The organism is uncultured Phascolarctobacterium sp., from assembly GCF_937920985.1.
In the GTDB taxonomy this organism is placed as follows: Bacteria; Bacillota; Negativicutes; order Acidaminococcales; family Acidaminococcaceae; genus Phascolarctobacterium_A.
Map to the genome: position 1 here is coordinate 1 of NZ_CALDXR010000065.1, position 26,690 is coordinate 26,690.

At 43.7% G+C, this 26,690-nt stretch carries 25 protein-coding genes; 4 read left to right on the forward strand and 21 right to left on the reverse strand.

Annotated features, from left to right (window positions below):
* Window positions 1-349: 349 nt before the first annotated feature.
* Entirely contained in the window at window positions 350-1,747 is a 1,398-nt protein-coding gene (gene scfB / locus Q0612_RS11715) for a thioether cross-link-forming SCIFF peptide maturase (RefSeq protein ID WP_367181743.1), read from the reverse strand.
* A 77-nt stretch (window positions 1,748-1,824) separates the two neighbouring features.
* A complete protein-coding gene (gene scfA, locus Q0612_RS11720; protein WP_009145710.1) occupies window positions 1,825-1,971 on the reverse strand; it encodes a six-cysteine ranthipeptide SCIFF in 147 nt (48 codons plus the stop codon).
* Between the two features lie 333 nt (window positions 1,972-2,304).
* Between scfA and Q0612_RS11725 the strand changes: the two genes are divergently transcribed.
* From Q0612_RS11725 to Q0612_RS11735, 3 genes are read left to right on the forward strand one after another with little or no spacing between them, the layout of a single operon-like run.
* Window positions 2,305-2,436: a CD1871A family CXXC motif-containing protein gene (locus Q0612_RS11725; RefSeq protein ID WP_021719506.1), complete on the forward strand. Its 132-nt coding sequence runs from the start codon at window positions 2,305-2,307 to the stop codon at window positions 2,434-2,436.
* Window positions 2,429-3,247, forward strand: a complete 819-nt coding sequence (locus tag Q0612_RS11730; protein ID WP_298884885.1) for a 4Fe-4S binding protein — start codon at window positions 2,429-2,431, stop codon at window positions 3,245-3,247. Before Q0612_RS11725 ends, Q0612_RS11730 begins: the two co-directional genes overlap by 8 nt.
* 42 nt (window positions 3,248-3,289) lie before the next feature.
* Window positions 3,290-3,823 carry a TlpA disulfide reductase family protein gene (locus Q0612_RS11735; RefSeq protein ID WP_298884886.1) on the forward strand — a complete coding sequence of 178 codons (534 nt, stop codon included), beginning with the start codon at window positions 3,290-3,292 and terminating at the stop codon, window positions 3,821-3,823.
* Between the two features lie 52 nt (window positions 3,824-3,875).
* Here the strand turns inward: Q0612_RS11735 and Q0612_RS11740 are convergent, their stop codons facing one another.
* Together Q0612_RS11740 and Q0612_RS11745 are read right to left on the reverse strand one after the other, a co-directional pair.
* Window positions 3,876-4,427: a biotin transporter BioY gene (locus Q0612_RS11740; RefSeq protein ID WP_298884888.1), complete on the reverse strand. Its 552-nt coding sequence runs from the start codon at window positions 4,425-4,427 to the stop codon at window positions 3,876-3,878.
* A 167-nt stretch (window positions 4,428-4,594) separates the two neighbouring features.
* Window positions 4,595-10,117 carry an autotransporter outer membrane beta-barrel domain-containing protein gene (locus tag Q0612_RS11745; RefSeq protein WP_298884890.1) on the reverse strand — a complete coding sequence of 1,841 codons (5,523 nt, stop codon included), beginning with the start codon at window positions 10,115-10,117 and terminating at the stop codon, window positions 4,595-4,597.
* Between the two features lie 206 nt (window positions 10,118-10,323).
* Here Q0612_RS11745 and Q0612_RS11750 point away from each other — a divergent pair, with 206 nt between their 5' ends.
* Window positions 10,324-10,641, forward strand: coding sequence for a helix-turn-helix domain-containing protein (locus tag Q0612_RS11750; protein WP_293724938.1), 318 nt, complete (start codon window positions 10,324-10,326; stop codon window positions 10,639-10,641).
* A gap of 53 nt (window positions 10,642-10,694) precedes the next feature.
* Here the strand turns inward: Q0612_RS11750 and Q0612_RS11755 are convergent, their stop codons facing one another.
* The 17 genes from Q0612_RS11755 to Q0612_RS11835 all read right to left on the reverse strand — a co-directional run bounded on the left by Q0612_RS11755 (window position 10,695) and on the right by Q0612_RS11835 (window position 26,579).
* Window positions 10,695-11,561 carry a polysaccharide deacetylase family protein gene (locus Q0612_RS11755; protein ID WP_298884893.1) on the reverse strand — a complete coding sequence of 289 codons (867 nt, stop codon included), beginning with the start codon at window positions 11,559-11,561 and terminating at the stop codon, window positions 10,695-10,697.
* On the reverse strand, window positions 11,558-12,496 hold the full coding sequence (gene whiA / locus Q0612_RS11760) for a DNA-binding protein WhiA (RefSeq protein ID WP_293724934.1): 939 nt from the start codon (window positions 12,494-12,496) through the stop codon (window positions 11,558-11,560). The genes Q0612_RS11755 and whiA overlap by 4 nt, the downstream gene beginning before the upstream one ends.
* 33 nt (window positions 12,497-12,529) lie before the next feature.
* Window positions 12,530-13,891 (reverse strand): gluconeogenesis factor YvcK family protein, encoded by a 1,362-nt coding sequence (gene yvcK, locus Q0612_RS11765; protein ID WP_298884894.1) that lies wholly within the window; start codon window positions 13,889-13,891, stop codon window positions 12,530-12,532.
* A gap of 12 nt (window positions 13,892-13,903) precedes the next feature.
* Complete coding sequence (gene rapZ, locus Q0612_RS11770; RefSeq protein WP_021719499.1) at window positions 13,904-14,764, reverse strand: RNase adapter RapZ; 861 nt, start codon at window positions 14,762-14,764, stop codon at window positions 13,904-13,906.
* A gap of 321 nt (window positions 14,765-15,085) precedes the next feature.
* Window positions 15,086-16,075, reverse strand: coding sequence for a biotin synthase BioB (bioB, locus tag Q0612_RS11775; protein ID WP_298884896.1), 990 nt, complete (start codon window positions 16,073-16,075; stop codon window positions 15,086-15,088).
* Between the two features lie 181 nt (window positions 16,076-16,256).
* Window positions 16,257-16,826: a chromate transporter gene (locus Q0612_RS11780; protein ID WP_293807620.1), complete on the reverse strand. Its 570-nt coding sequence runs from the start codon at window positions 16,824-16,826 to the stop codon at window positions 16,257-16,259.
* 12 nt (window positions 16,827-16,838) lie between these two features.
* Complete coding sequence (locus Q0612_RS11785; RefSeq protein WP_298884899.1) at window positions 16,839-17,405, reverse strand: chromate transporter; 567 nt, start codon at window positions 17,403-17,405, stop codon at window positions 16,839-16,841.
* A gap of 210 nt (window positions 17,406-17,615) precedes the next feature.
* Window positions 17,616-19,247: a chaperonin GroEL gene (gene groL / locus Q0612_RS11790; RefSeq protein ID WP_009145698.1), complete on the reverse strand. Its 1,632-nt coding sequence runs from the start codon at window positions 19,245-19,247 to the stop codon at window positions 17,616-17,618.
* Window positions 19,248-19,355: 108 nt separating this feature from the next.
* Window positions 19,356-19,649: a co-chaperone GroES gene (gene groES, locus Q0612_RS11795; RefSeq protein ID WP_021719494.1), complete on the reverse strand. Its 294-nt coding sequence runs from the start codon at window positions 19,647-19,649 to the stop codon at window positions 19,356-19,358.
* Between the two features lie 269 nt (window positions 19,650-19,918).
* On the reverse strand, window positions 19,919-20,506 hold the full coding sequence (locus tag Q0612_RS11800; protein ID WP_298884904.1) for an ANTAR domain-containing response regulator: 588 nt from the start codon (window positions 20,504-20,506) through the stop codon (window positions 19,919-19,921).
* Window positions 20,496-21,887, reverse strand: a complete 1,392-nt coding sequence (locus tag Q0612_RS11805) for a sensor histidine kinase (protein WP_298884906.1) — start codon at window positions 21,885-21,887, stop codon at window positions 20,496-20,498. Before Q0612_RS11805 ends, Q0612_RS11800 begins: the two co-directional genes overlap by 11 nt.
* 168 nt (window positions 21,888-22,055) lie before the next feature.
* Window positions 22,056-23,078: a tRNA (adenosine(37)-N6)-threonylcarbamoyltransferase complex transferase subunit TsaD gene (gene tsaD, locus Q0612_RS11810; protein WP_021719490.1), complete on the reverse strand. Its 1,023-nt coding sequence runs from the start codon at window positions 23,076-23,078 to the stop codon at window positions 22,056-22,058.
* The gene (gene rimI, locus Q0612_RS11815) at window positions 23,071-23,547 is read right to left on the reverse strand and encodes a ribosomal protein S18-alanine N-acetyltransferase (protein ID WP_298884911.1); all 477 of its coding nucleotides are present in this window, start codon (window positions 23,545-23,547) and stop codon (window positions 23,071-23,073) included. Before rimI ends, tsaD begins: the two co-directional genes overlap by 8 nt.
* On the reverse strand, window positions 23,520-24,215 hold the full coding sequence (tsaB, locus tag Q0612_RS11820; RefSeq protein ID WP_293822812.1) for a tRNA (adenosine(37)-N6)-threonylcarbamoyltransferase complex dimerization subunit type 1 TsaB: 696 nt from the start codon (window positions 24,213-24,215) through the stop codon (window positions 23,520-23,522). The genes rimI and tsaB overlap by 28 nt, the downstream gene beginning before the upstream one ends.
* Window positions 24,196-24,669: a tRNA (adenosine(37)-N6)-threonylcarbamoyltransferase complex ATPase subunit type 1 TsaE gene (gene tsaE, locus Q0612_RS11825; RefSeq protein ID WP_298884913.1), complete on the reverse strand. Its 474-nt coding sequence runs from the start codon at window positions 24,667-24,669 to the stop codon at window positions 24,196-24,198. The genes tsaB and tsaE overlap by 20 nt, the downstream gene beginning before the upstream one ends.
* A gap of 94 nt (window positions 24,670-24,763) precedes the next feature.
* Window positions 24,764-25,300 (reverse strand): GerMN domain-containing protein, encoded by a 537-nt coding sequence (locus tag Q0612_RS11830; protein ID WP_298884915.1) that lies wholly within the window; start codon window positions 25,298-25,300, stop codon window positions 24,764-24,766.
* 16 nt (window positions 25,301-25,316) lie between these two features.
* Window positions 25,317-26,579: an N-acetylmuramoyl-L-alanine amidase gene (locus Q0612_RS11835; protein ID WP_298884917.1), complete on the reverse strand. Its 1,263-nt coding sequence runs from the start codon at window positions 26,577-26,579 to the stop codon at window positions 25,317-25,319.
* Window positions 26,580-26,690 lie beyond the last annotated feature (111 nt).

The window sequence follows — 26,690 nt, forward strand, 5'->3', positions numbered from 1 at the left end:
ATCGCGTCGACTTGTATATAATACCATGTGACCTGCATTATGTCAACACCTTTTTGTTACTTTTTTAACATTTTTTCGTGATACACGTGGCTCAGTATTCAAACGAAGTATCATGTATACACGCTTTAAAGCACCTAAAATTTCTTCAAAAAATCTCAAAAAAAGTTAAATTTTCTACCGAAAAACGGTAAAAAGCGCGTAAAAAAATCACTTTCTCCCGAAAAATTTTAGAGATTTTTTTCTTTCTCAGCAGCAAATTTCCTGCTTGTTTTTTCCGGCATTTTTCACTATTATCGACGAAAACGTAAAAATGCGCTCTGCTTTCGCAGAGCGCACTAGTAAAAAGCTATTATTTTTCGTAAGTGAAATTGTTGATATGCGGACGCAGGTCCTCACCTTCCTGTGCTTCTGCAGACAAAACAGCCTGAACAACGATAGCATTCTCCAGACGTTTCTTTTGCAGGCGACAGCCATACTCATAAGGCTTGGTAATATCGCCGTTAATTAAATCCGCATTGGCGTGGCAGCCACCGCTGCAGAAGAAGCGTGCCCAGCATTTGCTGCACTCCGGCTTAGTAAGAACATGGGTATGACGGAACTTCTGCACCATCTCAGGTGTAACAATACCGGTATCCAAGGTACCCATCTTATATTGTTCACGGCCTACAAACTGATGGCACGGATAAATATCGCCATCAGCAGTAATGCAATAGTATTCATGACCTGCACCGCAGCCTGCCAAGCGCTTAGCTACGCACGGACCGTTATCAAGTGCTACATTGAAATGGAAGAAGTCAAAGGGATTGCCTTCACGACGACGCTCCAGATATGCACGCGCCAGCTTATCGTATTCATCGAAAATTACCGGCAAATCTTCCTCGGTCAATACCCAGGGTTCATCAATGCCTACTACGGGCTCTACGGAAATCTCCTTGCCAACCTTAGTCATATCCAGCACATCCTCACAGAAATGGGTGCTGAAATGGGTATAGGTTCCGCGCAGATAGTAGTTTTTGCCCTCACGGCTGTCAATTACCTTCTTAAAGCCGCGTACAGCTGCATCATAGCTGCCGGCTTTATTCGGGAACGGACGCATAGCATCATGAGTTTCCTTCTTGCCATCCAGACTCAGAACCAGCATAACGCGGTTATCATTGAGGAATTTGATATTATCATCATTCAAAAGAGTACCGTTGGTAGTAAGCGTCAGCTTAATATTCTTGCCTGTTTCTTTTTCACGACGGCGTACATATTCGGTGATATGCACAACAACCGGCCAGTTCATCAGCGGTTCACCGCCGAACATATCCAGCTCCAGGTTATGGCGCTTCTTGCTGCCTTCAATAGCAAACTCGATAGCCTTTTCCGCCGTTTCCTTGCTCATGAGCTGACGGCAGCCACCAAAGGAACCTGTGTCGGCAAAACAGTAACCGCAACGCAGATTACAGTCATGCGTTACAAGCAGGCACAGAGATTTAACAATAGGCTTTTCGGCAAAGGTCGGCGGCACATCAAAGGAAGGGCTGAAAAGCAGACCTTCATCCTGCAGGCCGTGCATTTCTTCCAATGCATCGCGCAAATCCTCTTCGCTGTATTTATCCTTCAAAGCAGCCATAGCCTCAGCATCGTTGCTGCCATCATAATAATCGAGTAAATCGTAAATAACATCGTCTACAAGATGAACGGCACCGCTGTTGATATCCAGCACAGCCATATTATCATCAAGACGCATTTTATGTATCAGCATGTATTCCAACCTTTCTTTTTGCATAGATAGTAAAACAGCCCCCTGCACCAGACAGGGAGCTGCATTAAGCTCAGATATTATTTGCAGTGTTCGCAAACCTGGTTGCCAACGGTGCAGGAAGTTTTGCAAGCGGATTGGCAGGAAGCCGGGCACTCGCCGCAGCCACCGGTACGCAGAGTTTTGTTCAGCATTGCTTTATTAACAGTTTTGATGTGTTTACGCATAACGATTACCTCCAAAAAAATATATTATTACTTGTTTTATTTTACCTTGTTTTTGCCTATTTTGCAAGGATTTTTTTAAATTGCTCATTTGCAAATACTATTTCGCGACCTATATTCTTCCATTGCATTAGCTGTTTTATTATAGCCTGTTCATACGCTTTTATCCATACAACACCAGTCAGAAAATCATTGCAACACGCGGATAGAAATAATTTAATATTATTTTCTGCTATTTGCTACCCAACCTCAATAATGTATAGTCATGCATTCATAGTAAAATTTCATTGTATATGCTAGAATATTCTTAGTAATTATATAGGAGGTCTGCTTGCTATGAAAATAACACGTATTTTAATCCTTCTGAGCGCTGCCGCCATGCTGACGTATGGTATCTGCAACAGAGAATATCTTGCCGTCTGGCGCAAGGCAGCGACAATTTGTCTGGAGTGTATCGGCATTGGTTAAACGTAAGCTTGTACAAATTTGCACCGCCCTCCTATATAACGGCAATATTGCAGGCTTTACCAATGGCAACATCTGGAAGGGCAGCAGCAAGAATATCTGCCTGCCGGGGTTAAACTGCTATTCCTGCCCCGGAGCCTTGGGCGCCTGCCCGCTTGGTTCGCTGCAAAGCTCGCTCAGCGGTGTATTTTTGCGCATTCCCTTCTATGTGCTGGGCTTCATTCTGCTCTTTGCGTTAATCTTTGCGCGTCTTATCTGCGGCTGGGGCTGTCCCTTCGGCCTCGTGCAGGAATTGCTCTACAAAATTCCTACGCCTAAGCTGCAGCGCAACCGCTTTACCTATCTGCTCAGCTATCTGAAATATTTTATTGCGCTGATTTTTCTCATTATTTTGCCCTTAGCCTTTTATCATTTCACCGGCAGCGGCGTACCTGCCTTCTGCAAATTTATCTGTCCCGCAGGTACGCTGGAGGCTGCTCTGCCTCTGGCATTTTTCAAGCCGCAGCTTTGTGAGCTTTTGGGCCAGCTGTTTATCTGGAAGCTGGCACTGCTGTGCCTTACTGTGCTGGCAGCCATCTTCATCTATCGCCCCTTCTGCCGCTTTATCTGCCCTTTAGGTGCCATCTATGGGCTTTTTAATAAACTATCCCTCTTTGGCATGAAGGTTAACCACGTCAAGTGCATCAACTGCAACCTCTGTATGGAGCACTGCAAGATGGATTGTCAGCATGTAGGTGACAGTGAATGCATCGCCTGCGGTGAATGCCGCAGCGTCTGCCCGGTAAAGGCCATTTCCATTGGCAAAAAGTTTTAATTTAAATATACCATTTTCTCTTATCCTTATAAGGAGGTCAATATGAAAAAATTTCTGCTAACCTTATCTATGACTGCACTTTTATTATTTACTGCAGGCTGCAGCTGTCCCTTCTCCGATAAAACTGCCGACAGCAAACCGCAGATGAGCACTGCGAAGGCCTCATCTGCTGAAGTCGCACCTGATTTCAGCTACAAAGAGTTAGGCAGTGGCAAAACCATGCGTCTGAGCGATTTAAAGGGCAAACCTGTCTTCATCAACTTTTGGGCGACCTGGTGCCCTCCCTGTGTCGGCGAGCTGCCTCATATTGAAAAGAAATACGCCGAATACAAAGACAAAATGCATTTTGTTATTCTCAGCGTAGATGATAACGAACAGGATCCTGCTCGTTTCATCCAAAGCAAGGGCTACACCTTCCCCGCTGCTTACGGTGATCATCAGGCACTCGGACGTGCCTACGGCATTGACGCTATTCCGGCGTCCTACATCATCAGCGCCGACGGACATATAATTGCACGCATAGTCGGCAGCATGAACGAGTCTTCCCTCGACGCTTTCCTGCAGAAGGCCTTCTAAAAAGCTAAAAGCAGTCCCGCAACCTTTTTATAAGATTGCAAGGACTGCTTTTTTATACCTTCAGCCATATGCCGGCCTTATAACCGCGCACACCCAGCATAGCCGCACCAATGCAGAGCACAACATCAGGGATAACCTGCAGAATACCGCAGTACCAGATAACTGCCCACACGGAAATCGGTGCATTGATTATATAATTGGATACTACATAGAACCACACGAGTCCAAACAGATAAACAATGAACATACCGGCAAGATTTGCTTCCAACAGGCTACGGAAATTAATTTGATTAGCCTTGCGTGCCCAGGCACCGTTTACCCATGCCTGCACGATAAAGCCCAGAAGATAACCGAAGGTCGGCTGCGCAATATAACCGGGGCCGCCGCCTGATGCAAAAACCGGAATACCAACTAAGCCCATAACAACATAGGTGCCGACGGCAATTGCACCCAGACGCGGTCCGAGCAGCAACCCGGCCAATAAAGTAAACAAAAACTGCAGTGTATAGACATCGGTGCCTACCGGAATTTTAATAAACGTTCCTACAGTAATAAGCGCAATAAACAATGCGCATAAAATCAGTTCCTTCGTACTCAAATGCATATTTTACGCCTCCAAAGCTTCTGTAACCTCTGTTACAGTTCATAGTTTATAGGATACGCCAGTTTTTATTTATTGTCAACCTATTTTATTTTTGCGGTTAACATTACTTGCAAAAGAAAAGGGAGGCAATCGTCTCCCTTTAAAACTAGATCAAAACTAACATCTGCTTAGAACGAATATCTTACACCAAAGTTATAGCGCCACTTAGTCTGAATATCACCACCAAAGGTCTTTTCCAAATCGGCGTAGACGTAAGTGTTATTATTGAATTTTACATTTCCACCAACGCTCAATTCATACCAAGAATCTTTCAAATTGGAGATATCCTTATAAGTTTTTCCGTACTTATCTGTAATGGAGAATACGTTATCATCACCAAAATCATGCACTGCGCTAATAGAAGCAAAGATATTACTATTTTTAAACTCCTTGCCCACAGTCAGTCCTGCACGCGCAGTCAAGCTACTGATACCATCCTGCTTAACTCTAGAGCCATCGCTCAAAGAATAGCTTGCAGAGCTTGTAGTACCGTAAGTAAGTTCTGCTTCTGGCTGCAGATAGAAATCATGCTTCATAGAAATACGTCTGCCATATTCCATGCTTAAACTGCTACCCCAGTTATGGTAATCTCCTGTAATTTTATTACCAGTGCCAGCAGCATAACTTGTCAGTTCACTCTTTAATCTGCTATGGCGTGCCACAACGTCAAAATAATGGCCTTTTTCTCCCAAGTAACTACCATACAAGGCTAAACCAATACTGTTATTATCAGCTTTGCCTTGTTTAGCATAATTCGTTTTGCCATCATAAGAAGTAACCGCAGCACCAACAAACCACTTACTACCATCATCCTGCAACAATTGCTTGTCATAGCCAATCTGGAAAGCATTATACTGGTTATTCAAGCCATATTTTCCGCTCTCCTCTTTGCCATGGAAAGTACGTGCCCACAAGCCGTTTTCCTCTGTGCTCATACGTAAATCACCCAAGCGTTTTTGCAGATTATTATACTCATCACGCCATCTATAATAGTTATTGATAGCATTAGCGCGAGTATTGTAAGTCAAATGAGACAGCACAGGCGCAGGCGTTGGATTGGGGTCCGGTGTCGGGTTTGGATTCGGGTCTGGATCGGGATCAGGCGTCGGATTTGGATTCGGGTCTGGATCGGGCGTCGGATTTGGATTCGGGTCTGGATCGGGCGTCGGGTTTGGATTTGGATCTGGATTGGGCGTCGGGTCCGGATTTGGATCTGGGTTCGGCGTCGGGTTTGGATTGGGATCCGGTGTCGGATCGGGCGTACTACCAGTAAGTTTGATATCTGTTACTTTCCAATAATTAACTCCTCCAAGATTCTCATTAGTTAATGTTGGTGTGTAATTATAAGCACCTGCATCAAAAGGATTGATAGTAAAATTGAGTTTATAACCACCGTTTATTTCAGAAGAATCACTAATTAATTCTAAAGGATTTATTTTCGTTCCTTCCGCTAGTAAAAAATCAGATGTATCAGGATTTAATACAATTGTATGATGAGCATCCTGAGTATCATTTTTATCAATAGAAATTATTCCATATTTTATATCCCCACTTCCTTTTTCAACTTGATGAATATCAAATTTAATAATGCCATCATCTCCTGAGAAGTTTCTAAACATATGTATATTCCCTAGTGGTACATACATAATTCCGCCATTATGCAAATTAATTTTGTGATCCTTAACTATCGTGTAATTTTTTGATTCTAATTTCCACAACGCTCCATTTGAAATATTCACTTCAGAATCTGTGGAAAATCCATTTAATTCTCCATTGAAATAAGATTGTTCATTAGTTAAATTAACTTTAGCACTACCTGTTCCTCCATAATCAGAAGCCGCAATATTTCCTGCAATCTTTACAACACCATTACCATCTTTATTAACATTTAATTTTGTAGTCGTATCTCTGTAAGAAATAAGATGTACTGTATTACCCTTTCCATTTATATTTAAATTTTTAACATTCAAACTGCCACCAGAAATTTCTACATCATTAGCATTGAGTAACTCTAAATCAGTTTCACAACTATATGCTTTATACTTATCTGTAGAAATCTCTGGTACGTCTAATACAGTTTGTCTTAGTTCAACATTTTTCGCTTGTATTGATTTTGCTTTAACATTAGCAGCAGAAGCTTCAAATCGCGAAGTACTTATCTTTCCTCCCACATTTAATTCATTACTCGTATAAACGCTGTTACTTATAATATCATTTCCAATGTTCAAAACAGAGGAATTGGTAATTTGTTCAGCCTCAATATTGTTTGCAACTTCCATAGAAGCTTCATTCTTTACACCAGTATTAGTTTTTATATCACCTGCTGTAAATGTTCCTTTATTTTTGATAGAATAATTTGTTACACTACCTTCTATCGAAATTTTTCCACCAACCTTAAACGTACCATCTTGTATGTCAATAGAATCAATAAAATCCTTATTGTAATATAATTCATTAACATTATCTTTATTAGTTAAATTAATATTAACATCCTTCTCTACTACAAAATATACATCAAGAGGATCATAGTTTCTTACATTATTAGTTATTGCCGTAAATTTAACTTTTCCATCACTACCACAGTCACTAATATTTAAATTACCTTTTAATATCATAGTGGCTTGATTGTTAATACCAACACTGGTTCCTCCATCATGATTAATCAGATTAATATTAGTGTCTCCATTTCCCTTAATATAATACCTATTAGCAATACCAAAGACCTTGTATCCATTTGTATTTTCAGCATTAATATTAAGGTTCTTATTAAATTCAAACCAACTGCTTCTATCACTATAACCAACGCAATAGTTATCCAGACCATAAACTAAATTTTTACCTTTAACGTCTAAACTTACATTTTGGTTAAATTTGAAAGTTTTAGCATCATTATATTCTATGCCAGTTGTATAATCACCATAAAAATCTTCATACTCTGAATCAGTAATATCTCTGTCATTCCTTACAATAATCTTGATATCACCTTCCCCTAAAAAACTAGCTCCACGCACACCAACAACAGTAGGCAGATACTTTTCTTTGTAACCATATATTAACATAGCATCTTTACTTCCCTTATCTACCTTTATGTTAGCATCATAACCAGTTAATCCATTATTTAGAACATTGTCAGTTGTGTATCTACCAGAGCTTGTAATAACACCATCCACTTCTGGCTTGCTTACGCTAGCATTAAAGCCATCAAAATACCATTCTCTAGTATTATAATCAGATCCTACTCTGAAATAAATATGTGGATTAAATTTATATTGATTTACGCCTACATCCTGCGCTAAAGCATATCCTTTAAACCATAAAGTACTAGGTGCGCTGCCAATAAAAACTTCTTTAGTTTCATTTTCGTTATCAACGTAAACACCATTCTTATCTAAAATAGAAATCCACTGCTCACTATTATCAGCTTTATTGATAGATAAGTTATCACCTTTTTGATTGAGCAAATCTGTTCCTAAAATAAACTGTCCATCATTGCCTGTTAAATTACCTATTTTCAAAGTTGAGTACACGCCATCTTGGCTCATATCGAAACTTGCAAAAGAATTAAAGTTAAGATTATTGATCGTATCATTGCTCTTATAGCTATTCCCTGCATAATAGCCTGTACCTTGCTGCAAAATAAATTTAGCTTCGTTAGCAAGGCTAAGGTTAATTTTGCCCAATTCATCTTGATGCAATGCACCCTTAATAGCTGAATCAGAACGCGTCAAATTAACATTAATTGTCGAACCTTCACCTGTAATACTATTTTTGCCAATAGCAAATAAACCACCATTGATGTCAACTTTGTTGGTATCAGGAAGGGCAGCAGCTAAAAAGTCAGCATCAACATTAGCATAATTTTTGCTGACAATATCACTAATTTTTACTTTTCCGCTTTCTAAAGCATAAATATTTTTTGCATAACCATTGATTTTAGCAGAGGCAGCAATATTGCTATCACCACCAACATACACATCGCCACCTACACCTCTGACAATCTGTAAAAATCCACCTTTAGCAACAGTAGCACCACCATAAGTGTTTTCACCTAATAAGATAAGTTTTACATCTCCAGTTTTTTCTAAACCAGCATTGATGCCAGTAACATTTTTATCACCTATGTCATTACTCCAAATGCTATAATTACGCCCTCTAAAATTATCTGCTACTTTCTTCGTATCAACTTTATACATATAGAATTTCTCATTACTATACTTTGTAGTAATATCATCTTTAGAAAGTCTATCAACATCTATAGCACCTAAACCTTGAACTGCTTTACCTGCGTCGACAATACCTTGACCAAAAATTTGTTCTCTTTTTAGGTAATATACCTTTCCTTGATTTTTGAATTTTTCTAAGAATGATTCTATATCATCAATCCCGAATTCTTTAAAGCATTTTTCTTTATCTTTATTATGGTTGAAATATTTTATTAAATCACTTTTTATTTCATCGTCTTTATGTTTAGTCTTATCACAATATATTATTTTTATATCCTTTAATTTATCATCATTATCGCTACCAAACAAAACTACATAGTTTTCATTCTCTCCAAATTTTGTGTTTGCTGTTGAAAATAATGTATCTATCATCTCTTTACCATTCATATACGGATAGGCTTCTTGAATTAAACCTAAAGTTGCTGATACATATGGAGCTGCATAAGACGTAGCAGATATATTTTCTTTTTTATAAATTGTATTAACCCAAGGTTTAGCACCTTCAGCGTCAATTGAACAAATGTCATTTCCAGGTGCAACCACAGTATATTTATAAGCATTTTCAGCAATATTAGAATTAGAAGCTATTGTATCAGTTAATAAATTTCCAGATATAACATTCACTGTATTATTTTTTAATTCATCAAAATTTCCAACACCTGCACCAAATGTTGGTACTCCTAATTCCCCCATATTTCCAGCAGCCCATACATACGCTCTATTTTTAATTGAAATATCTTCCTTTAGTTTTGTGACTAATAATTTGAAATCCCTATATTCCTCTACATTTAAATTATCCTTCCAATAATTGCTATCTATATTCCAAATTGAGTCCGAATTATACGCTAACATTCCTGTTTCAGCTCCCCAAGAATTATTAACAACTTTAACTTTATCTGGTAAATCATCAATAAATCCAATATATGCCTTATGTTGCTTTATTTTTCCTTTATCATATATTGAATTATCAAATCCAATGCTATAAACCTCAGAATCAAATGCAATCCCATGCATTCCTTTAGAATCTTTTTTAGCAGCAATAATACCAGAAATAAAAGTGCCATGATTTCTATCCTGTAAAGCTCCATCAAATCCATAATGGTACACTTTACCATTTAGTTCACTATTATTGCTCCAAACAGGAGTATCAACTAAACCTATCCCTACGCCAGCACCACTATAACCCAACGCATACGCCTTATCCGCCCCAATAGCTTCTAATCCTGTACTGTTCTTAAACTCCTGCGTTTTAAATCCCTCAGCAGCTTTCATCAAAGCATCTTTATTAGCAAAATTCTTAAACGTGTCATCATTCCCACTAGCAAACACGCTTCCCATCGCAGACATAGCTAACGCTAAACCAACTGCCAAAGCAAGCTTGCTCTTTCTACCTGTCTTGATTAAGTTAAAATGTCTTCTTTTCATCATGAAAGCCTCCTTAATTCACAGCTTTTTATAAACGTAGAAATGTTAGAAAGTTTATAACCTGCCTACTACAATAGCTATTCATAGTAAACAGCACCCTATACATAACATTATATGATTTTTAAAATCCTGCGTCAATAATTTTACGATGTATAATGCTCTGATTTTTGTATGCTTATAGCATATAATATCTTATGGAGGCGAAATATATGTATGAAGAATTTTTTGCTAATCGTTTAGCAGAATTAAGACAGCAAAAAAAGATATCAGCTAGAGAAATGAGCCTATCAATAGGACAAAACGAAAGCTATATAAATCGCATAGAAAACAAGTTAAACTATCCATCTATGCAAGGATTTTTCTACATCTGTGAATACCTAAATATAACGCCTCAACAATTTTTTGATACACAAAATCCTGCACCTGAGAAAATAACCAAAGCACTCGCTCTATTAAAGAACTTGCCAACTGAACAAATTAATATCATCGTCGCTCTCTTAGAAACAATGCAAAGCAAAAAAGACTGATTAGCTTAGATTTACTTTTAAACCAAACTAATCAGTCTTTTAATTTTGCCTGTTTAACGCACAAATATGTCGCGCACAATATTGATATCAATGCCCTTCGTCTGCAAAAAGCCGAAGAAATAGGCCTGCTCTAAACGTCTCTTAAAGCCCTCGAGTCCGTTTCCGTCATCGGCAACGGTTACACGATACATTTCGAATGGTGCCTTTGGATATGTAGCCGCCGTATTGACACCTACATGACCAGTCAGCGCCCTGTAAAAGCCATATTTTTTCGCTGCAGCGATAACCCTGTCATTATAGCTGCCGTTAGGATAAGCCAAGGTACGCACAATATAGCCGTCGAATTTCTTCTTCAGCCAATAACGTGACGTATCCGTTTCCCATACCAGATATTTTTCATCAATAGCAGCCAGCGGATTATGGCTGTAGGTATGCGAGCCAAGCTCCATACCGGCAGCAATCAGCTCCTTGATTTCCTGCTCATTCATATGCAGCTCATCGCCGATATCCCTGTTGATGACAAAGAACGAGCCCTTGGCATCATACTTCTTTAGTAACGGCAGCACTACACTGTGATTATTCTTATAGCCATCATCAAAGCTCAAGGCAACATACTTATCTACACTTTTTCCCTGCTGCAGACGCTCTGCCAGCTCTGCTACCGTCACAATCGTGTAGCCCTGCTCCTTCAGGTACTTCAAATGCGCTTCAAACAGCTCCGGCTTCATAATCAGTGTTTTAGGCCAATCTGCTCCTTCTTCCGAACCGACAGCGTGATACATCAGTACCGGTGCACCGGTTTTCCTAAAGGCCGCATATTCCTGCTGCCAACGCTCGCCGTTAAGCTTCCATGCAACACCTGCAGCCGCCAAAAGTACGACAACCAGCGCCAGGAATACTAAGCATACTTTCTTAATCATTTATCTGCTTTCTCCAATTCCATACCTAAACCTACTGCAATATCCTGCAGCTTTTTCAAACGATGATTTATGCCGGATTTACCCAGGCCACCGGAGTATTCCACCAAATCATTTAACGATACATCCGGATACTGCAGTCGCAGACGCGCCGTATCCTGCAATCCCTGAGGCAGCTCGCTCAGCCCCATATGCTCATCAATATAATGGATACAGCTTACCTGACGCACGGCAGCCTTAACCACCTTGTTCAGGTTCGCAGTTTCGCAATTTACCGCTCTGTTGACATTATTGCGCATTTCCTTGACAATGCGGACATTTTCCAGCTCCATCATCGCATTATGCGCACCGATAACACTCAGGAAATTGATAATGCTTTCGCCATCCTTCAGATAAACAATATACTCGTTTTTTCTGTCGGTCAGCTTGGCCTTCAAGGAAAAGCTCTGCATAACCTTAATAATCGTATGAGCAAAATCCTCGTTGCCGGTAACCATCTCCAGATGGTAATCACTGGCCGGACGGCTGATGCTGCCGCCGCCCAAAAAGGCTCCGCGCAAAAAGGTGCGCTTGCCTTCGTGATGCGAGAGCAACGGATTTTTCAAATCGCCCTCTACACTTAAGAGCTGCAGCTCGTTCAGCGCCTTGCTTACCTGCGGCGCCGGCACTACATGTACCTGATAACGGTTATTCTTCTTCAAACGGCGTGAACGGGTAATAACTACCTCCGTCTGCACTTGATAATTGCTTTTCAACAGCTGCAGTACACGTCTGGCCAAAGCAGCATTTTCTGTTGAAAAGTGGATACCTATATTCATACCGCGGATAACAATTGCACCGCTCATACGCAAAAGACCGAGCAGCTCTGCTTTGTCACCGGTCGCATCGTTAGTTTCTATACGAGATAATTCATTTTTTACATCATTGGAAAAAGACAAGCAGACTCCTCCCTTCTCAGCCTGTATCTGGTTTTATTTTTGTTTGCACAGCTTCTTCATGCCTGCACGCATAAAGAAGTAATCAAAAAACTGCATGCCGCGCCCAAAAAGACGCAGACGATAAATCAAAGCAATAAGTACACGCGCTAATTTACGCGGATCATGGCGCACCAAATCATCCTTGCTTATCAGACGCGCCGGTACAACCGTAATTCCCAGACTGCGGATTTTATCAATATCCGGCGTAATCGGACGTGAACCCTCTGCATCATACTGACGCAGCTGCTCCGACGTAACATCCTGGGAATTAACAATAGCGTAATCCAAGAACTGTGTACCGACATGCTCAATCAACGCCTGTACATGGTCATAAGCACCGTAGCCGTCAGTTTCGCCAGGCTGTGTCATAACATTGCAGATATAGATTTTGATAGCGTTGGACCTGACAACAGCATCACGGATTCCTTCTACCAAAAGATTAGGAATAACACTGGTATACAGGCTGCCAGGTCCGAAAATAAGCACATCAGCATTTAAAATTGCATCAATAGCTCCGTTTGCTGCCTGCGCATCCGCCGGCAGCATCATCATCTTTTTGATTTGCTTGCGCACCTTGGGAATCTCCGATTCACCTGTCACAATAGTGCCGTCTGTCATACGTGCCTGCAGCTGAATATTCTCCAAGGTAGACGGAATAACCCTGCCGCGCACCTTCAGAATCTGGCTCGTAGCATTGAGTCCGGCCTCCATGCCGCCCTCGGCCTGTGCCATCGCCGCAATAAACAAATTGCCGAAGCAATGGCCTGCAAGCGGAGAATCACCCTGAAAGCGATACTGCATCAAACGTTCCATCAGCGGCTCGCGGTCAGCCAAAGCTGTCAGGCAGTTACGCAAATCACCGGGAGGAATAATACCCAGCTCCTTGCGCAGACGACCGGACGAACCGCCGTCATCAGCAGTTGTTACTACGGCCGTACAGTTATTAGTGATATACTTCATGCCGCGCAAAAGCGTCGACAAACCGGTACCTCCGCCGACAACGGTAATTGCCGGGCCACGCGTCAGCTTGCGCTGCATAAAAATCGTTTCCATCAATGAACCGTTTTTGTCAGGCACTACAACAGATACTACCGAGCTGATTAAGCGACGTGTTCCGTACACCATAATAGCAAAGCCCACGATAAGAAAGCCCACGCCCATCGTCATAATCAGGCCGTTTGAATAGCGTCCTGTTGTCAGATAGGTCATCTGGAAGAGCAGCTCTTCCGCCTTGCCCATCAGCTGATAATTAAAAAACAAAGCCAGTCCCAACGCACATAAAAGTACACCTACTGCAAAAAGCAGCAGCCAGCGCTTCAAATTAATGCCGGGACACAGCCAACTAATCCAACCCATTAGGCTCCTCCCTTACTTTCTGTGAGGAATATCACGATGCGTCACATCAACGCTGTAACCCTTTTCACGCAGATATTCGTACAATTTATTGGCAATAAAAACGCTGCGGTGCTGTCCGCCTGTGCAACCTACGCTGATAACTAACTGCGCCTTGCCTTCACTGATATATTGCGGCACAAGAAAATCAAGCAGCTGCTCCTCCAGTTTCAGATACTGGAAGGTCTGCGGATAGCGGCAGATAAAATCCGCTACCGGGCGGTCGTTGCCAGTCATATTGCGCAGCTCCTCCACATAAAACGGATTCGGCAAAAAACGCACATCAAGCACCAGGTCACTGTCAAGCGGCAGGCCATGCTTAAAGCCAAAGGAACGCACAACAATGCCCATACGCTCTTTAGAAGAGCCCTCGCCAAACATTTCCGTTACCTTAGCCTTCAGCTGTGCCGTTGTCAGCGTCGAGGTATCAATAATATGCGTAGCCTTTTCGCGCAGCGGATCAAGTAATTCACGCTCACAGGTAATATTCTGCAGCAAGGTATTGCGTTCGCCCAAGGGATGACGACGACGCGTTTCCTTATAGCGGCGCACCAGTGTCGCATCGGAAGCATCCAAAAACAGCAGCTCATATTTTTGGCCGCTGGCCTCCATTTCATCTAAAACCTGCAACAGCTTATCAAAAAAGCGTCCGCCACGGATATCGACAACAAGTGCTACCTTGTCCTCCGATGTCTGACGACATAATTCCGCAAACTTGGGAATAAGTGTCGCTGGCAAATTGTCAATGCAAAAAAAATTTAAATCCTCCAGGGTACGCACAACCTGCGTTTTGCCTGCACCGGACATACCGGTAATAATAAGAAAGTGTGACTGCATTTTGCTTCACCTCTTGAAAGTCATTAGTAAATTATATTATATCATAAAATTTGCCGTAGAGGGCAGTGCGTCCGCAAATAAATGATGGATTGATGATGCAGAAGATGGTGCGTTATCGAATAAATGCGTGCGTCAGAACGTGCCGGATTCAAAGAAGCAATCCCGACGACGTATTTCTCATACGTCGAGGGATTGGTGATGCGGAAGACGCTGCGTTATCACGCACGCATAAAAAAATAAGCAGACTGGTCGCAACTCCAGTCTGCTTATCTTTTTGAGATTTTAAGGTGTAAGATTTATTAATAATTCATGGAAAACTAATTAATCAAGATTCGGCACGCTGCGCGGACGGTCAAGATCCTTAAGCATCTGCATATCGCGATCAGTGCCACGGCCGGCAGTAGTCAAGTAACCACCAATCATAATGCCGCTTGCACCGCCATTGAGTGCCAATGCCTGCAGGTCACGCAGGTTTACTTCGCGACCGCCTGCGGTACGGATTTGTGCCTTCGGCAGAATAAAGCGGAAAACAGCGAACGCACGCAGGATTTCCAGCGGCGGCAGCGGTTTGTTGTTTTCAAACGGAGTGCCCGGAATCGGAGTCAGCATATTCAGAGGTACACTGTCAATACCAAGCTCCTTCAGAGTGAAGGCCCATTCTACACGCTGCTCACGTGTTTCGCCAAGTCCTAAAATGCCACCGCTGCAAACCCGCAGGCCGGCAGCCTGTGCATTTTTGATGGTAACAAATTTATCAGCATAGGTATGAGTAGTGCAGATATTCGGGAAATTGCTGCCTGCGGTTTCCAGATTGGAATGATAGCGGGTTACACCTGCTTTGCGCAGCTCTTTTGCCTGCTCTACAGTCAAAATGCCCAAAGAAGCGCAAACTTCAATGTGCAGTTCTTCTTTAATACGTTTCAGGGTACGGCAGATATTTTCAAAGTCATCGGCCTTGCTCTGTCCGCGACCGCTGGTAACGATGGAGAAGCGTACAGCGCCTGCTTCCTTAGCTTTTTTAGCTGCATTGAAGATTTCCTCTTCGCTCAGCAGACCGTATTCCTTAACTCCGGTATGATAATGTGCGGATTGTGCACAGAACTTGCAGTTCTCGCTGCATTTACCGCTGCGGCCGTTGATGATTGCACAGCAATCAACAGCATCGCCGGCATATTTTTGGCGAATCTTGTCAGCCATGGCCAAAAGCAGCATGGTGTCATCATCGCTCACGTTAATCAAAAATTCAGCTTCTTCTTTAGTAATATCCTGACCGTTCAAAACCTTCTCGGCCAGTGCAATAATCTTTTGCATTGTAATTCACATCCCTAACCTTAGTAGTTAACTGACGTTATTCGTTGGTTAACTGTATCTATTATATAGCAGAATTTTGCTTGCGTCAACCGTTAATTTGCAGAAGTTAACTTCAATATAACAAAAAGCACGCCATGCCGCGAGCCAAAGCTCACAGCGCAGCGCGCTACTAAAGCAAATATCATCGGATACCGGCTATACCCAAAATCAAGCCCAAAACACCGCTCATGCACAGTGTACGGATAACGCTTACCTTATGACGGATACACCACAGGGAAATTGGCAAAACAATACAGCCAAGCAAATCCACCTTAGTAAAATCCTTCGGCAGTGTTTCAGTATTCCACAGCGCCAGCATTACAAAGCTCAATCCGGCAGAGCAGATGAGTGCCACAACCGCAGGACGCAGGCCGTTCAGAATACCGCGAATCGGACCGATATCGCCATATTTAAAGAATAATTTTGCGAGTGCCAGTACAATGAACACCGACGGAAAAACAAATCCCACAGTCGCAGCAATAGCACCGGGCAAGCCTGCAACTTTCGTACCGACGAACGTCGCCGCATTGATACCGATAGGGCCCGGTGTCATCTGCGAAATCGTAAAAATATCAATAAACTGCGGCATAGTCATCCATGCATGATTTTCAATAACCTCCGCCTGAATCAACGGCATAGAAGCATAACCGCCGCCGACGCAAAAGGCACCAACCTTGACAAAGCTCCAGAAAAGCTCCCAATAAATATACATCTCGCCGCCTCCTTACGCGTACTTTTTGTCACGCAGCAGGAAGAAGCCGATAATAGCATCCACAACGACTGCATACATCAGATTTACATTAAAGAAATAATTGGCAATAAAGGTACCGACAATAATCAAAAGCGGCAGTGCCAATTTTTTCTTCAGCTCCTTTTTGAGCAGGTCAATCGCCACGTTGATAATAATAGCCGTCGCACCGCACTGCATGCCCTTCAAAACCAGCTGAATATATTGGTTATGCGCAAAGGCATCATAAGCATAGGAAATAACGCTCAGGGTAATCAGCGGCGGCAGAATAGTTGCCAGCAAAGCAGTAAGCGTACCGCGGATACCGCCAAGCTTGTAGCCCATGCTGATTGCCGCATTGGCTGCCACAACACCCGGCGCAGACTGCGCAATCGCCACAAGGTTCAGTGCTTCCTTATCATCCATCCATTTATACTCATCAACAAATTTGGCCTTCAGCAGCGGAATGATTACAAAACCGCCGCCGATAGTAAAGGCACTAATTATAAAGGTCGATTTAAACAGCTTCCAGTAAAAATCTTTTTCGGCTGCAGCTTCACCCATTATCAACAGCTCCTTCTGTCTATAGAATGAAATTATTATAGCATATTTGCCAGCAAAAAAACATAATTAGACTACACTAATACCCAGAAAATTTTTCACATCAGCTTTTTTGTAACAAAAAAGCACACCCTGCTACCAAATCAGTAACAGAGTGTGCAATCTATAGCCTACTCAAGCTATATTATACAATTTTGACATCCGGTCTGCAGCTTACATCATACCGGGCATGCCGCCGCCCATCGGAGGCATTGCCGGCATAGCAGCGCCTTCCTTAGCAGGTTTGTCAGCTACGATGGATTCAGTGGTCAGAACCATAGAAGCGATGCTTGCAGCATTTTGCAGTGCGCTTCTGGTAACCTTAGTCGGGTCAACGATACCTGCTTCGATCATGTCAACATACTCTTCGGTCAGAGCGTTGAAGCCATAGCCCTTGCGGCTGCGTTTAATGGTATCAACGATAACAGCGCCTTCCAGGCCAGCGTTGTAAGCGATTTGACGAACAGGCTCTTCAATAGCGCGTTTAACGATTTCTACGCCGGTCTTCTCATCGCCGGTAGCTTTGATTTTTGCCAGAGCAGGCTGTACTTGCAGCAGAGCAGTACCGCCGCCGGCAACAATGCCTTCAGCAACAGCAGCGCGAGTAGCGTTCAGAGCATCTTCAATGCGCAGTTTTTTATCTTTCAGCTCAACTTCGGTAGCAGCGCCGACTTTGATAACAGCTACGCCACCGGCCAGTTTAGCCAGACGTTCTTGCAGTTTTTCTTTATCGAAATCAGAAGTGGTTTCCGGAATTTGTGCACGGATTTGAGCAACGCGTGCAGCAATAGCATCTTTATCACCCAAGCCGTCAACGATAGTGGTCAATTCTTTGGTTACACGAACCTGACCTGCGCGGCCAAGGTCTGCCATGCTTGCGCTGTCCAGTTTACGGCCAACTTCTTCACTGATAACGGTTGCACCGGTCAGAGTAGCGATATCCTGCAGCATTGCTTTACGACGATCGCCGAAGCCAGGAGCCTTAACAGCAACAGCCTTGAAGGTGCCACGCAGTTTGTTAACAACCAGGGTTGCCAGTGCTTCGCCTTCAACATCTTCAGCGATGATTAGGAGTTCGCCGCCGTTTTGAACAACTTTTTCCAGAACCGGCATAATGTCGGCAATCATGGTGATTTTTCTATCAGTAATGAATACGTACGGATTGCTCAGTACAGCTTCCATTTTATCAGCATCGGTTGCCATATACGGGGAAATGTAGCCACGGTCAAACTGCATGCCTTCAACAGTTTCCAGATGAGTTTCCATGGTCTTGGATTCTTCAACAGTGATAACACCGTCGTCGCCAACTTTTTCCATAGCGTCGGCAATCAGGTTACCGATTTCATCGTCAGCTGCGGAGATGGAAGCAACTTGTGCTTTTGCAGCCTTGGTTTCAACCTTTTGGGAAACATTTTTCAGTTCGTCAACCAGTACGTCAACTGCTTTTTTGATACCTTTTTTCAGAACCATCGGGTTAGCGCCGGCAGCAACGTTGCGCATGCCTTCGTTAATCATAGCCTGTGCCAGAACGGTAGCAGTGGTGGTGCCGTCGCCGGCAACATCGTTGGTTTTGATGGATACTTCTTTAACCAGCTGTGCGCCCATGTTTTCAAACGGATCTTCCAGTTCGATGTCGCGGGCAATGGTTACACCGTCATTGGTGATGGTCGGTGCGCCGAATTTCTTTTCCAGTACAACGTTACGGCCTTTAGGACCGAGGGTTACTTTTACAGCGTCAGCCAGAGCATTAACGCCACGCTCCAGGCTGCGACGAGCTTCTTCATTAAACAGGATTTGTTTAGCCATTTTATATCGCTCCTTAAGTTACTTTATTATTAAACTACATATTGATTTGCGCCGTGCTTTGTGCAGTACCGATAACGACGCAGACGGTGCTTTCTGCAACGCCAAAAATTATTTCTCGATTACAGCGAATAAATCACGCTCATTGAGAATCAGATATTCCTTACCTTCATGTTTAATAGGAGTGCCATTATATTTAGCGAAAATTACTTCATCGCCAACCTTAACAGAAGGTTTTACAAATACGCCGTGGTCATATTTACCAGCGCCAACTGCCAGTACTTTACCCTGTTGCGGTCTTTCTTTCACAGCGGTGTCCGGCAGGAAAATACCGCTGGCGGTTTTTTCTTCTACTACTACAGCCTCAACAATAACATGATCAGCCAAAGGTTTTAAATTTAACATTTTTCATAACCCCTTTCGAGTATTCTTACTAACGTGAGAGTAATTTGCTTCTTGGTTATTAGCACTCATTTATCCCGAGTGCTAACCACAATTCTTATTATATCCATATTAGGAAAAAATGCAAGTACTTTTTTGCTGTTTTTTACAAATTTGTCGCAAATTCAGCTTCACACCCTCAAAAACCTGCTTCAGCGCTCTATTTTTTTGCTTCGCAGGTTCAAAATTCTGCTTGAGCACAAAAAAAGAGCAGTTCGTACTGCTCTTTTAGCTTATCCTTGCTTCTTCGCCGCCGCGGCAATAATGCTTTCCGCAAGCTCCTTCAGGCTGATACGTTTAGCCATACTGAACTGCTGCATCTTACGATACGCTTCCTGTTCCGTCATGCCATGCGCTGTCATCAGAATACCCTTGGCACGATCCAGCAGCTTACGGTTCTCCAGGCTTTCCTTCAGCTTATCAAGCTCCAAATTAAGCTTCCGCATTTCCTGAAAGCGCTTGGCTGCAATCTCCATTGCCGGAAAGAGCTGTTCCTCACGCACAGGCTTAACAAGATAAGCAATAACGCCTGCCTCAGATGCCTGCTCAACAATATCCTGCTGACTGTATGCCGTCAACAGTAATACCGGAGCAATATTATCGGCAGCAATGATTTTTGCGGCCGTAATACCATCCATGACGGGCATTTTTACATCCATGATGATAAAATCCGGCTTTAATTCTGCAGCCAGCTTCACTGCCTCCTGTCCGTTCGCTGCCTCGCCTACTATGTCATGACCGGCATCTGCCAGCATTTCGCGCAAATCAAGACGCAAAATAGCTTCGTCATCTGCCAATAATATTCTCAGTTTATTTAACATCTTCCAGCCCCTCCTTTGGAATTGTTACTAAAGCAAGTGTACCGCCATCCTCACGATTCGTCAAGCGGAAGCTTCCCTGCAGGTCTGCTTCCGCCATTGTCTTGATTATTTTCAGCCCTAAGCTATGACGACTGCTATTTAAGGAAAAACCTTCTGGAAGACCAACTCCGTCATCAGCAATTGACAAAACGTACTGTTTGCTCTCTTCTGTAAAACGCACCTGCAGACTGCCGCTCATGCGCCCTTCATAAGCGTGTTCTATAGTATTCTGCAGCAATTCGTTTAAAATCAACGCAATGCTCGTCGCCTTGTCCGACGGCAGCTGTACAGGATCTGCTTTAAAATCAGCATGCAGCATAAATTCAGGATTCAGCATGCTGCTGATAATCGCCTGATAAATTCCCTTAGCTACTTTACCAACATCAATCAGACCAGCATCCTGCTGCGATAGATATTCATGCACAATTGCGATGCTGTTGACTCTGTTGACGCAGTCACGCAAAACTATTTTGGTTTCATCACACTGCGCGCGGCGCTCCTGCAAGCGCAGAAGACTGGCAATAGTCTGCAGATTATTCTTTACGCGGTGATGAATCTCTTTGATTACGACAGATTTTATCAGCAGCTCCTCGTCCTTTTTGCGCAGCTCAGTGATATCCTGCAAAATGACAATTGCACAACCAGCCTTCGGCCTTGGTATTACCGGAAGAATGCGTATAGAAAGCAACAGCCCATGCATGGTAAACTCCTTGCTTTCTGCCGTGCCAGTTTCCATAACCATGCCAACAAGCGGCCAGTTAATAGCAACATCATTAGTACGGCAGCCAACAAGGTGGGAAATATCCATCACGTCAAACATGTGTCGCGCACGATTATTGGCAGCAATAATCACTCTGTTGGTATCTACCACCATAATGCCGTCAGAAGGCAGCAGACGGCGATAGTTATTATTATTGCTCACATCCTGGCGCAGATTACACAAAAGCTCCAGCGCCTGGGCAATAATAATATCATCAGGAGCAGCACTTTCAAAGCTGACAGCGCCATAGCAATGGCCACGACTGTCGCGCAGCGGGAAAACCTTCAGGCTGCTGAACATACCCAAGGCCCACTCCCGCTTGCCGTTGACAGGCACATTTTTCTGCAGCACCCGCGCTACAAGCGGTTCCTCAACCGCCCGCACACGTCGCCCTGTCATATCAGGACGCACATTGCCAACCTGAGTCATCGGCTGTTCCTGCTTATAAACATTAAAAAACTTTTTATTTTCTCCCGGCAGATAAATCGTCACAGCAGCATGCGCTATATCTGCTGCCAAGCCGAGCACCTGTGGCATAGCTTGTAAACTGTTTCTTTGTTCTGCTGTTAAATTGCTCAGCATGTTTCCCCTCTTCTTCCTGCTGTTGTCCTTTCCACAGCTTTTTCTGATTAATCCACTATTTTATCCACTATATCCACAAGCTTTTCCACAACATTAATGCGCTTATATATGGATATTTCCAAGTTATCCACAATATCCACAGGCTTATACACCATAAAAGACATTTGTTTAGCCTAATTTCAACGATGGATTAGCGTTTAAATCCAATGGACTGAAGCTACCTGCCTGATACATAAAATACCCACGACAGGCAATCATTACGGCATTATCGGTACACAAAATTGGTGTCGGGTGTACCAGCTGGGCGCCAATCCCCTCCATAGCCTTGGCCAGCGTGTTTTGCAGTGTTTTGTTGGCAGAAACACCTCCGGCCAGTACAATTTTATTATAACCGGTATGCTGCATAGCATGCACGGCTTCCTTAACAAGTGCATCCACAACTGCACGCTGGAAGGATGCCGCCACGTCGCTGCGGTTCACCTCACGGCCTGCCTGCTGCTGGTTGTGCAGATAATTGATTACAGCAGATTTCAGACCGCTGAAGCTGAACTCGTAAGGCTTATCCAGACGTGCTACCGGAAAATCAATTGCCTGGTCATTGCCGTCCAATGCCAGACGCTCAATTTCCGGACCGCCGGGATAAGGCAGGCCCATAACGCGGGCAATCTTATCGAAGGCTTCGCCTGCCGCATCATCGCGCGTCTGTCCCAAAAGCTCAAAGCTGTTATAGCCGGTAACCTTCAGCAGCGCCGTATGACCGCCACTGACAACCAACGCCATAAACGGCGGCTTCAGCTCGCTGTCTGCCAAAAAGTTGGCAAATACATGGCCTTCAAGATGGTTGACACCTATCAACGGTTTATCCGTTGCCCAGGCCAGCGCCTTGGCGGCCGAAAGGCCGACAAGCAGCGCGCCGACCAGACCAGGTCCATAGGTAACGGCAACAGCATCTATCTGCTCCATGCCGACGCCTGCCTGAGATAAAGCCTCATCAATAACAGGCATAATATTTTCGATATGCTTACGCGAAGCAATTTCCGGCACAACACCGCCAAATTTACGGTGAATAACGATTTGGGAGGAGATAATGTTGCTCAGTACCTCACGGCCGTTCTTTACTACGGCAGCCGCAGTTTCATCACAGCTGCTTTCAATACCTAAAATATATACATCCTTCTGCTCTTTATTCATGGCCTGCTCCTTCTTTATACAGCCACATTATAACTGCATTTTCATGATTATCTTCGTAATAATTCGGGCGAATGCCCTCGCTAGCAAAGCCGCAGGTCAGGTAAACCTTCTGCGCGGCAATATTTCCCTCGCGCACCTCCAGCGTCATCGCCGTAGCACCAAGCTCCCAGGCCTTGTTCACCAGTGCTGCCGTCAGGCGTGTACCATATCCCTGGCCACGCTCCTCCTCAGCAACAGCTACGCGGGTTATCTGTGCTTCGCCGGCCACCAGCCAGAAGCCTGCATAACCGACTAACTTACCGGCACATTCCATCACCAGATAGGTAGTCAGCTCATTAGCTATTTCATTACGCAACATATTCTCATTCCAGGCATCATAAAAGGATTGTGCCTCAATGGCAACAAGAGCCGGAATATCTGCCTCCGTCATTGCTCTGAAGCTTATTGTTGCTTGTGCTTCTTCTCCCACAATTCCTCAGCCTCCGATCTTCTGATATAGTATGGCTCCAGGCCAAAAATTTTCTTATCGTTTTCTGCATCAAATTCTGCCAAGGCAGCCAAAGCAACAGAGCTGCCTTTAGGCATACGCAATGCTTCGGGTGCCACGCTGATAAAATCAGGCAGACCGTTTTTCGCGAGCTTGCTGCACTCGCCCAAAAGCAACGCAGGGGTTCCCTGCAGGGCAATTCTTTCTAATGCTTTTTCCGCACTGACAACCTCAACAGGTGCCAGCTCTACAAGCTCACCGTTGCGCCATTCATATAAGGCCTGATAAAAATTGCCCTTTTGCGCATCCAGCACCGGTGACAGCACCCTGCCTTCAAGCTGAATATTATAGGCCATAGCCTTTAAAGTATCAACTCCATGCAAGCAGCACTGCCAGCTGTAGGCCATAGCCTCTGCCGTTGCCAAACCGATACGCAAACCGGTAAAGGAACCCGGTCCCATGCTGACAGCCAAAAGCTCAATATCCTGCTTTTGTACGCCGGTACGCTGCAGCAGCTGGTCTAATTGCGGCAGCAGTCCTTCACTGTGTGTCATCCCCATATTTATCGTATATTCAGCTAAAATTTCCTTATCACGGCATAAAGCAATCGTGCACACCTTAGTGGCCGTATCAATTGCTAAAGTCAGCATCTTCTTCTACCTCCTGCAGCAGTTTTTCGTATCTTTCACCCTGAGCCTGCAGCACAGCACGACGGCCTTCACCATCATGCAGCAATGTAATCTGCAGATATTCCTCCGGTAACTCCTCCTTGAACAGCTCAGCCCATTCAATCAAGGTTACGCCATCGCCTCCGGCATATTCCTCAAAGCCAATGTCTTCCAGCTCTTCCGGACGGTTGAGGCGATATAAATCAAAATGCCTTATTTCCAGCTCACGCCCCTGATAGACATTCATGATGGCAAAGGTCGGACTATTGACATCTTCAGCCGCAGCACCCAAGGCTACAGCAACACCGCGGCTGAGCAACGTTTTGCCTGCTCCCAGATCTCCGCTCAGGCAGTACACATCACCGCTTGCTGCATGCTTGCCCAAAAGCCTTCCCAAGGCTTCCGTTGCAGCGCTGTCCTGCAAATAAATTTCCATAACCAACTCTCCTAACATTTGGCAAAAGTATTTGCCATAGTAATCAATAATTTGAAAAAGCGGCACCAGAATTACCAGTACCGCTTCTTTGTTTTTACAATAAAGTCGTATTACGCGTCAGCGGATCCTCAATATCCATATGACCACTCAAGGTAATAGCCTTTTTACCTTCTATCAGAATCTGTACCCGTTTAATTTCCGGAAACTCTGTCAAGGTATTGGTAATAGCGTAGCAAAGCATCATCTCGCCATAGGAGCCTTGTCCCTTCTTGGCCAGCTCGCGCGTAAAATCAGCATAAGCAGTGCCGTCCTGCTCAATTTTAAGACTGCGAACCTTAGTGCCGATAGGTACAACATCATCCATCTTCGCGTCCTGCGGTTTAGTAGTCACCAAAGCAATCAAAGCATTTTCCGGCAAACTTTTGCCGTTATCCTTCATCGTAATTTTTTCCGGCAACAGCTTTTCGCTGCCATCAGAAGCTGCACGATAAACAATAAAGCTGATATCCTTTTTTTCCTGCACTAAAGCAGTTGCTGCATTCTTGACATCCTCTTTAGGCGGAACATTTTCACTGCAACCGCTTGCTATTACTGCACACAAAAGCAGCATCAATAAAATTAGCTTCCTCATTCTTGCCGCCTCCGTATTATGCAAAATATTTTTCAATGCCTTCAGCAATCAGGCGCGCTGTCTTCTTTTGGAACCATTGTCCCTTCATCAAGGTCAGCTCTTTTTCATTGCTGATGAAGCACATTTCTACCAAAACTGCCGGCATACTGATACGCTTGATAACATAAAAGTTTGCCTGACGTACACCCAAATCATCTACACCGAAATTAGCTGCCAGCTTATTTTGGATATTCTTGGCTAAGCGCAGATCATTATCAGTTTTCGGATAATAGTATGTGGAAAAGCCGCCGATATTTTTATTGACAGAAGAATTAATATGCAGGCTGACGAACATATCTGAATTATATTTTTCGCCAACGTTTACACGTGCCTGCAGTTCCTCAGCATCACTGGCATTAGGTCCGAATACATCAACATCGGTAGTACGTGTCATATAGACCTTAGCACCCTTATCTTCCAAAATTTCTTTAACTATCTTGGTAATAGCCAGGGTGATATTTTTTTCCTTCGTACCATCACTGCCGATAGCACCCGGATCGCTGCCGCCATGACCTGCATCTAAGGTAATAATTTTACCGTCAAGACCACCGCTTGTGCTGAACCTGCCGTTTCCTTTGATTACCGAAAACTTATCAGTATCAGATTTATTAACCGGTTTATTTACTGTTGTTTCTGTTTTGGCAGCAGCAGTATTTTTCTTATTATCGTTTTTCTTTTTACTACTGCTCTTCTTTTTATCCGCTTTCTTATCCGCTGCGGTACTTGTTTTTATAACGGTATTTTTCTTGATACTGCTGTTATTTTTTGTCGGACGGTTGCTTACTACCGGTCTGTTGCTTACAACGGTGGTTACGGTACCGGAACCGCTGTAGGAAGCCTGCTTAGGCGTAACATCAAGCACTACACGGAAGGGACGGCCAGTTGCCGGATCCTTCTTCAAGACAAAGGCTTTATAATTTTTTCCCGGCACATGCTGCTTTAAAGGCACACGCACCACCGTATAGCTTCCTTTGTCCACAATTTTCATGGAGTCAGCCAAAGAGCTTTTTACAGCCTTGCTCTGCGGCACCTGTGCTCCTTTATCAGCGTTTACCGTCAAATTCAGCGTATTGCCATCCATATCAACAGCGTACCCTGCAGTATCCGTAACATCGACAACGATACGCAGCACGTCTGCTTTATTGACACCCCATTTTACATCTGTTATCTGCGCCGCCTGAGCAACCGCGCCTAAAAGCATACAGCAGGCCAGCAGCGTCAGCAGGAAAATCTTGCGCAATAGTTCCACCTCGCAAACTTATATACCCTTACTAAAGATTTTACTTCAACAATATATTTTGGTAGATTGTATAATCAACTTGAACAAAAAATAAAATAAAAAATCCACAGT

What these genes read in the sequence shown, in the direction of transcription:
- scfB (WP_367181743.1), bottom strand. Translation starts at nt 1,747, where the DNA reads ATGCTGATACATAAAATGCGTCTTGATGATAATATGGCTGTGCTGGAT.
- scfA (WP_009145710.1), bottom strand. Translation starts at nt 1,971, where the DNA reads ATGCGTAAACACATCAAAACTGTTAATAAAGCAATGCTGAACAAAACT.
- Q0612_RS11725 (WP_021719506.1), top strand. Translation starts at nt 2,305, where the DNA reads ATGAAAATAACACGTATTTTAATCCTTCTGAGCGCTGCCGCCATGCTG.
- Q0612_RS11735 (WP_298884886.1), top strand. Translation starts at nt 3,290, where the DNA reads ATGAAAAAATTTCTGCTAACCTTATCTATGACTGCACTTTTATTATTT.
- Q0612_RS11740 (WP_298884888.1), bottom strand. Translation starts at nt 4,427, where the DNA reads ATGCATTTGAGTACGAAGGAACTGATTTTATGCGCATTGTTTATTGCG.
- Q0612_RS11745 (WP_298884890.1), bottom strand. Translation starts at nt 10,117, where the DNA reads ATGATGAAAAGAAGACATTTTAACTTAATCAAGACAGGTAGAAAGAGC.
- Q0612_RS11750 (WP_293724938.1), top strand. Translation starts at nt 10,324, where the DNA reads ATGTATGAAGAATTTTTTGCTAATCGTTTAGCAGAATTAAGACAGCAA.
- Q0612_RS11755 (WP_298884893.1), bottom strand. Translation starts at nt 11,561, where the DNA reads ATGATTAAGAAAGTATGCTTAGTATTCCTGGCGCTGGTTGTCGTACTT.
- yvcK (WP_298884894.1), bottom strand. Translation starts at nt 13,891, where the DNA reads ATGGGTTGGATTAGTTGGCTGTGTCCCGGCATTAATTTGAAGCGCTGG.
- rapZ (WP_021719499.1), bottom strand. Translation starts at nt 14,764, where the DNA reads ATGCAGTCACACTTTCTTATTATTACCGGTATGTCCGGTGCAGGCAAA.
- bioB (WP_298884896.1), bottom strand. Translation starts at nt 16,075, where the DNA reads ATGCAAAAGATTATTGCACTGGCCGAGAAGGTTTTGAACGGTCAGGAT.
- Q0612_RS11780 (WP_293807620.1), bottom strand. Translation starts at nt 16,826, where the DNA reads ATGTATATTTATTGGGAGCTTTTCTGGAGCTTTGTCAAGGTTGGTGCC.
- Q0612_RS11785 (WP_298884899.1), bottom strand. Translation starts at nt 17,405, where the DNA reads ATGGGTGAAGCTGCAGCCGAAAAAGATTTTTACTGGAAGCTGTTTAAA.
- groL (WP_009145698.1), bottom strand. Translation starts at nt 19,247, where the DNA reads ATGGCTAAACAAATCCTGTTTAATGAAGAAGCTCGTCGCAGCCTGGAG.
- groES (WP_021719494.1), bottom strand. Translation starts at nt 19,649, where the DNA reads ATGTTAAATTTAAAACCTTTGGCTGATCATGTTATTGTTGAGGCTGTA.
- Q0612_RS11800 (WP_298884904.1), bottom strand. Translation starts at nt 20,506, where the DNA reads ATGTTAAATAAACTGAGAATATTATTGGCAGATGACGAAGCTATTTTG.
- Q0612_RS11805 (WP_298884906.1), bottom strand. Translation starts at nt 21,887, where the DNA reads ATGCTGAGCAATTTAACAGCAGAACAAAGAAACAGTTTACAAGCTATG.
- tsaD (WP_021719490.1), bottom strand. Translation starts at nt 23,078, where the DNA reads ATGAATAAAGAGCAGAAGGATGTATATATTTTAGGTATTGAAAGCAGC.
- tsaB (WP_293822812.1), bottom strand. Translation starts at nt 24,215, where the DNA reads ATGCTGACTTTAGCAATTGATACGGCCACTAAGGTGTGCACGATTGCT.
- tsaE (WP_298884913.1), bottom strand. Translation starts at nt 24,669, where the DNA reads ATGGAAATTTATTTGCAGGACAGCGCTGCAACGGAAGCCTTGGGAAGG.
- Q0612_RS11830 (WP_298884915.1), bottom strand. Translation starts at nt 25,300, where the DNA reads ATGAGGAAGCTAATTTTATTGATGCTGCTTTTGTGTGCAGTAATAGCA.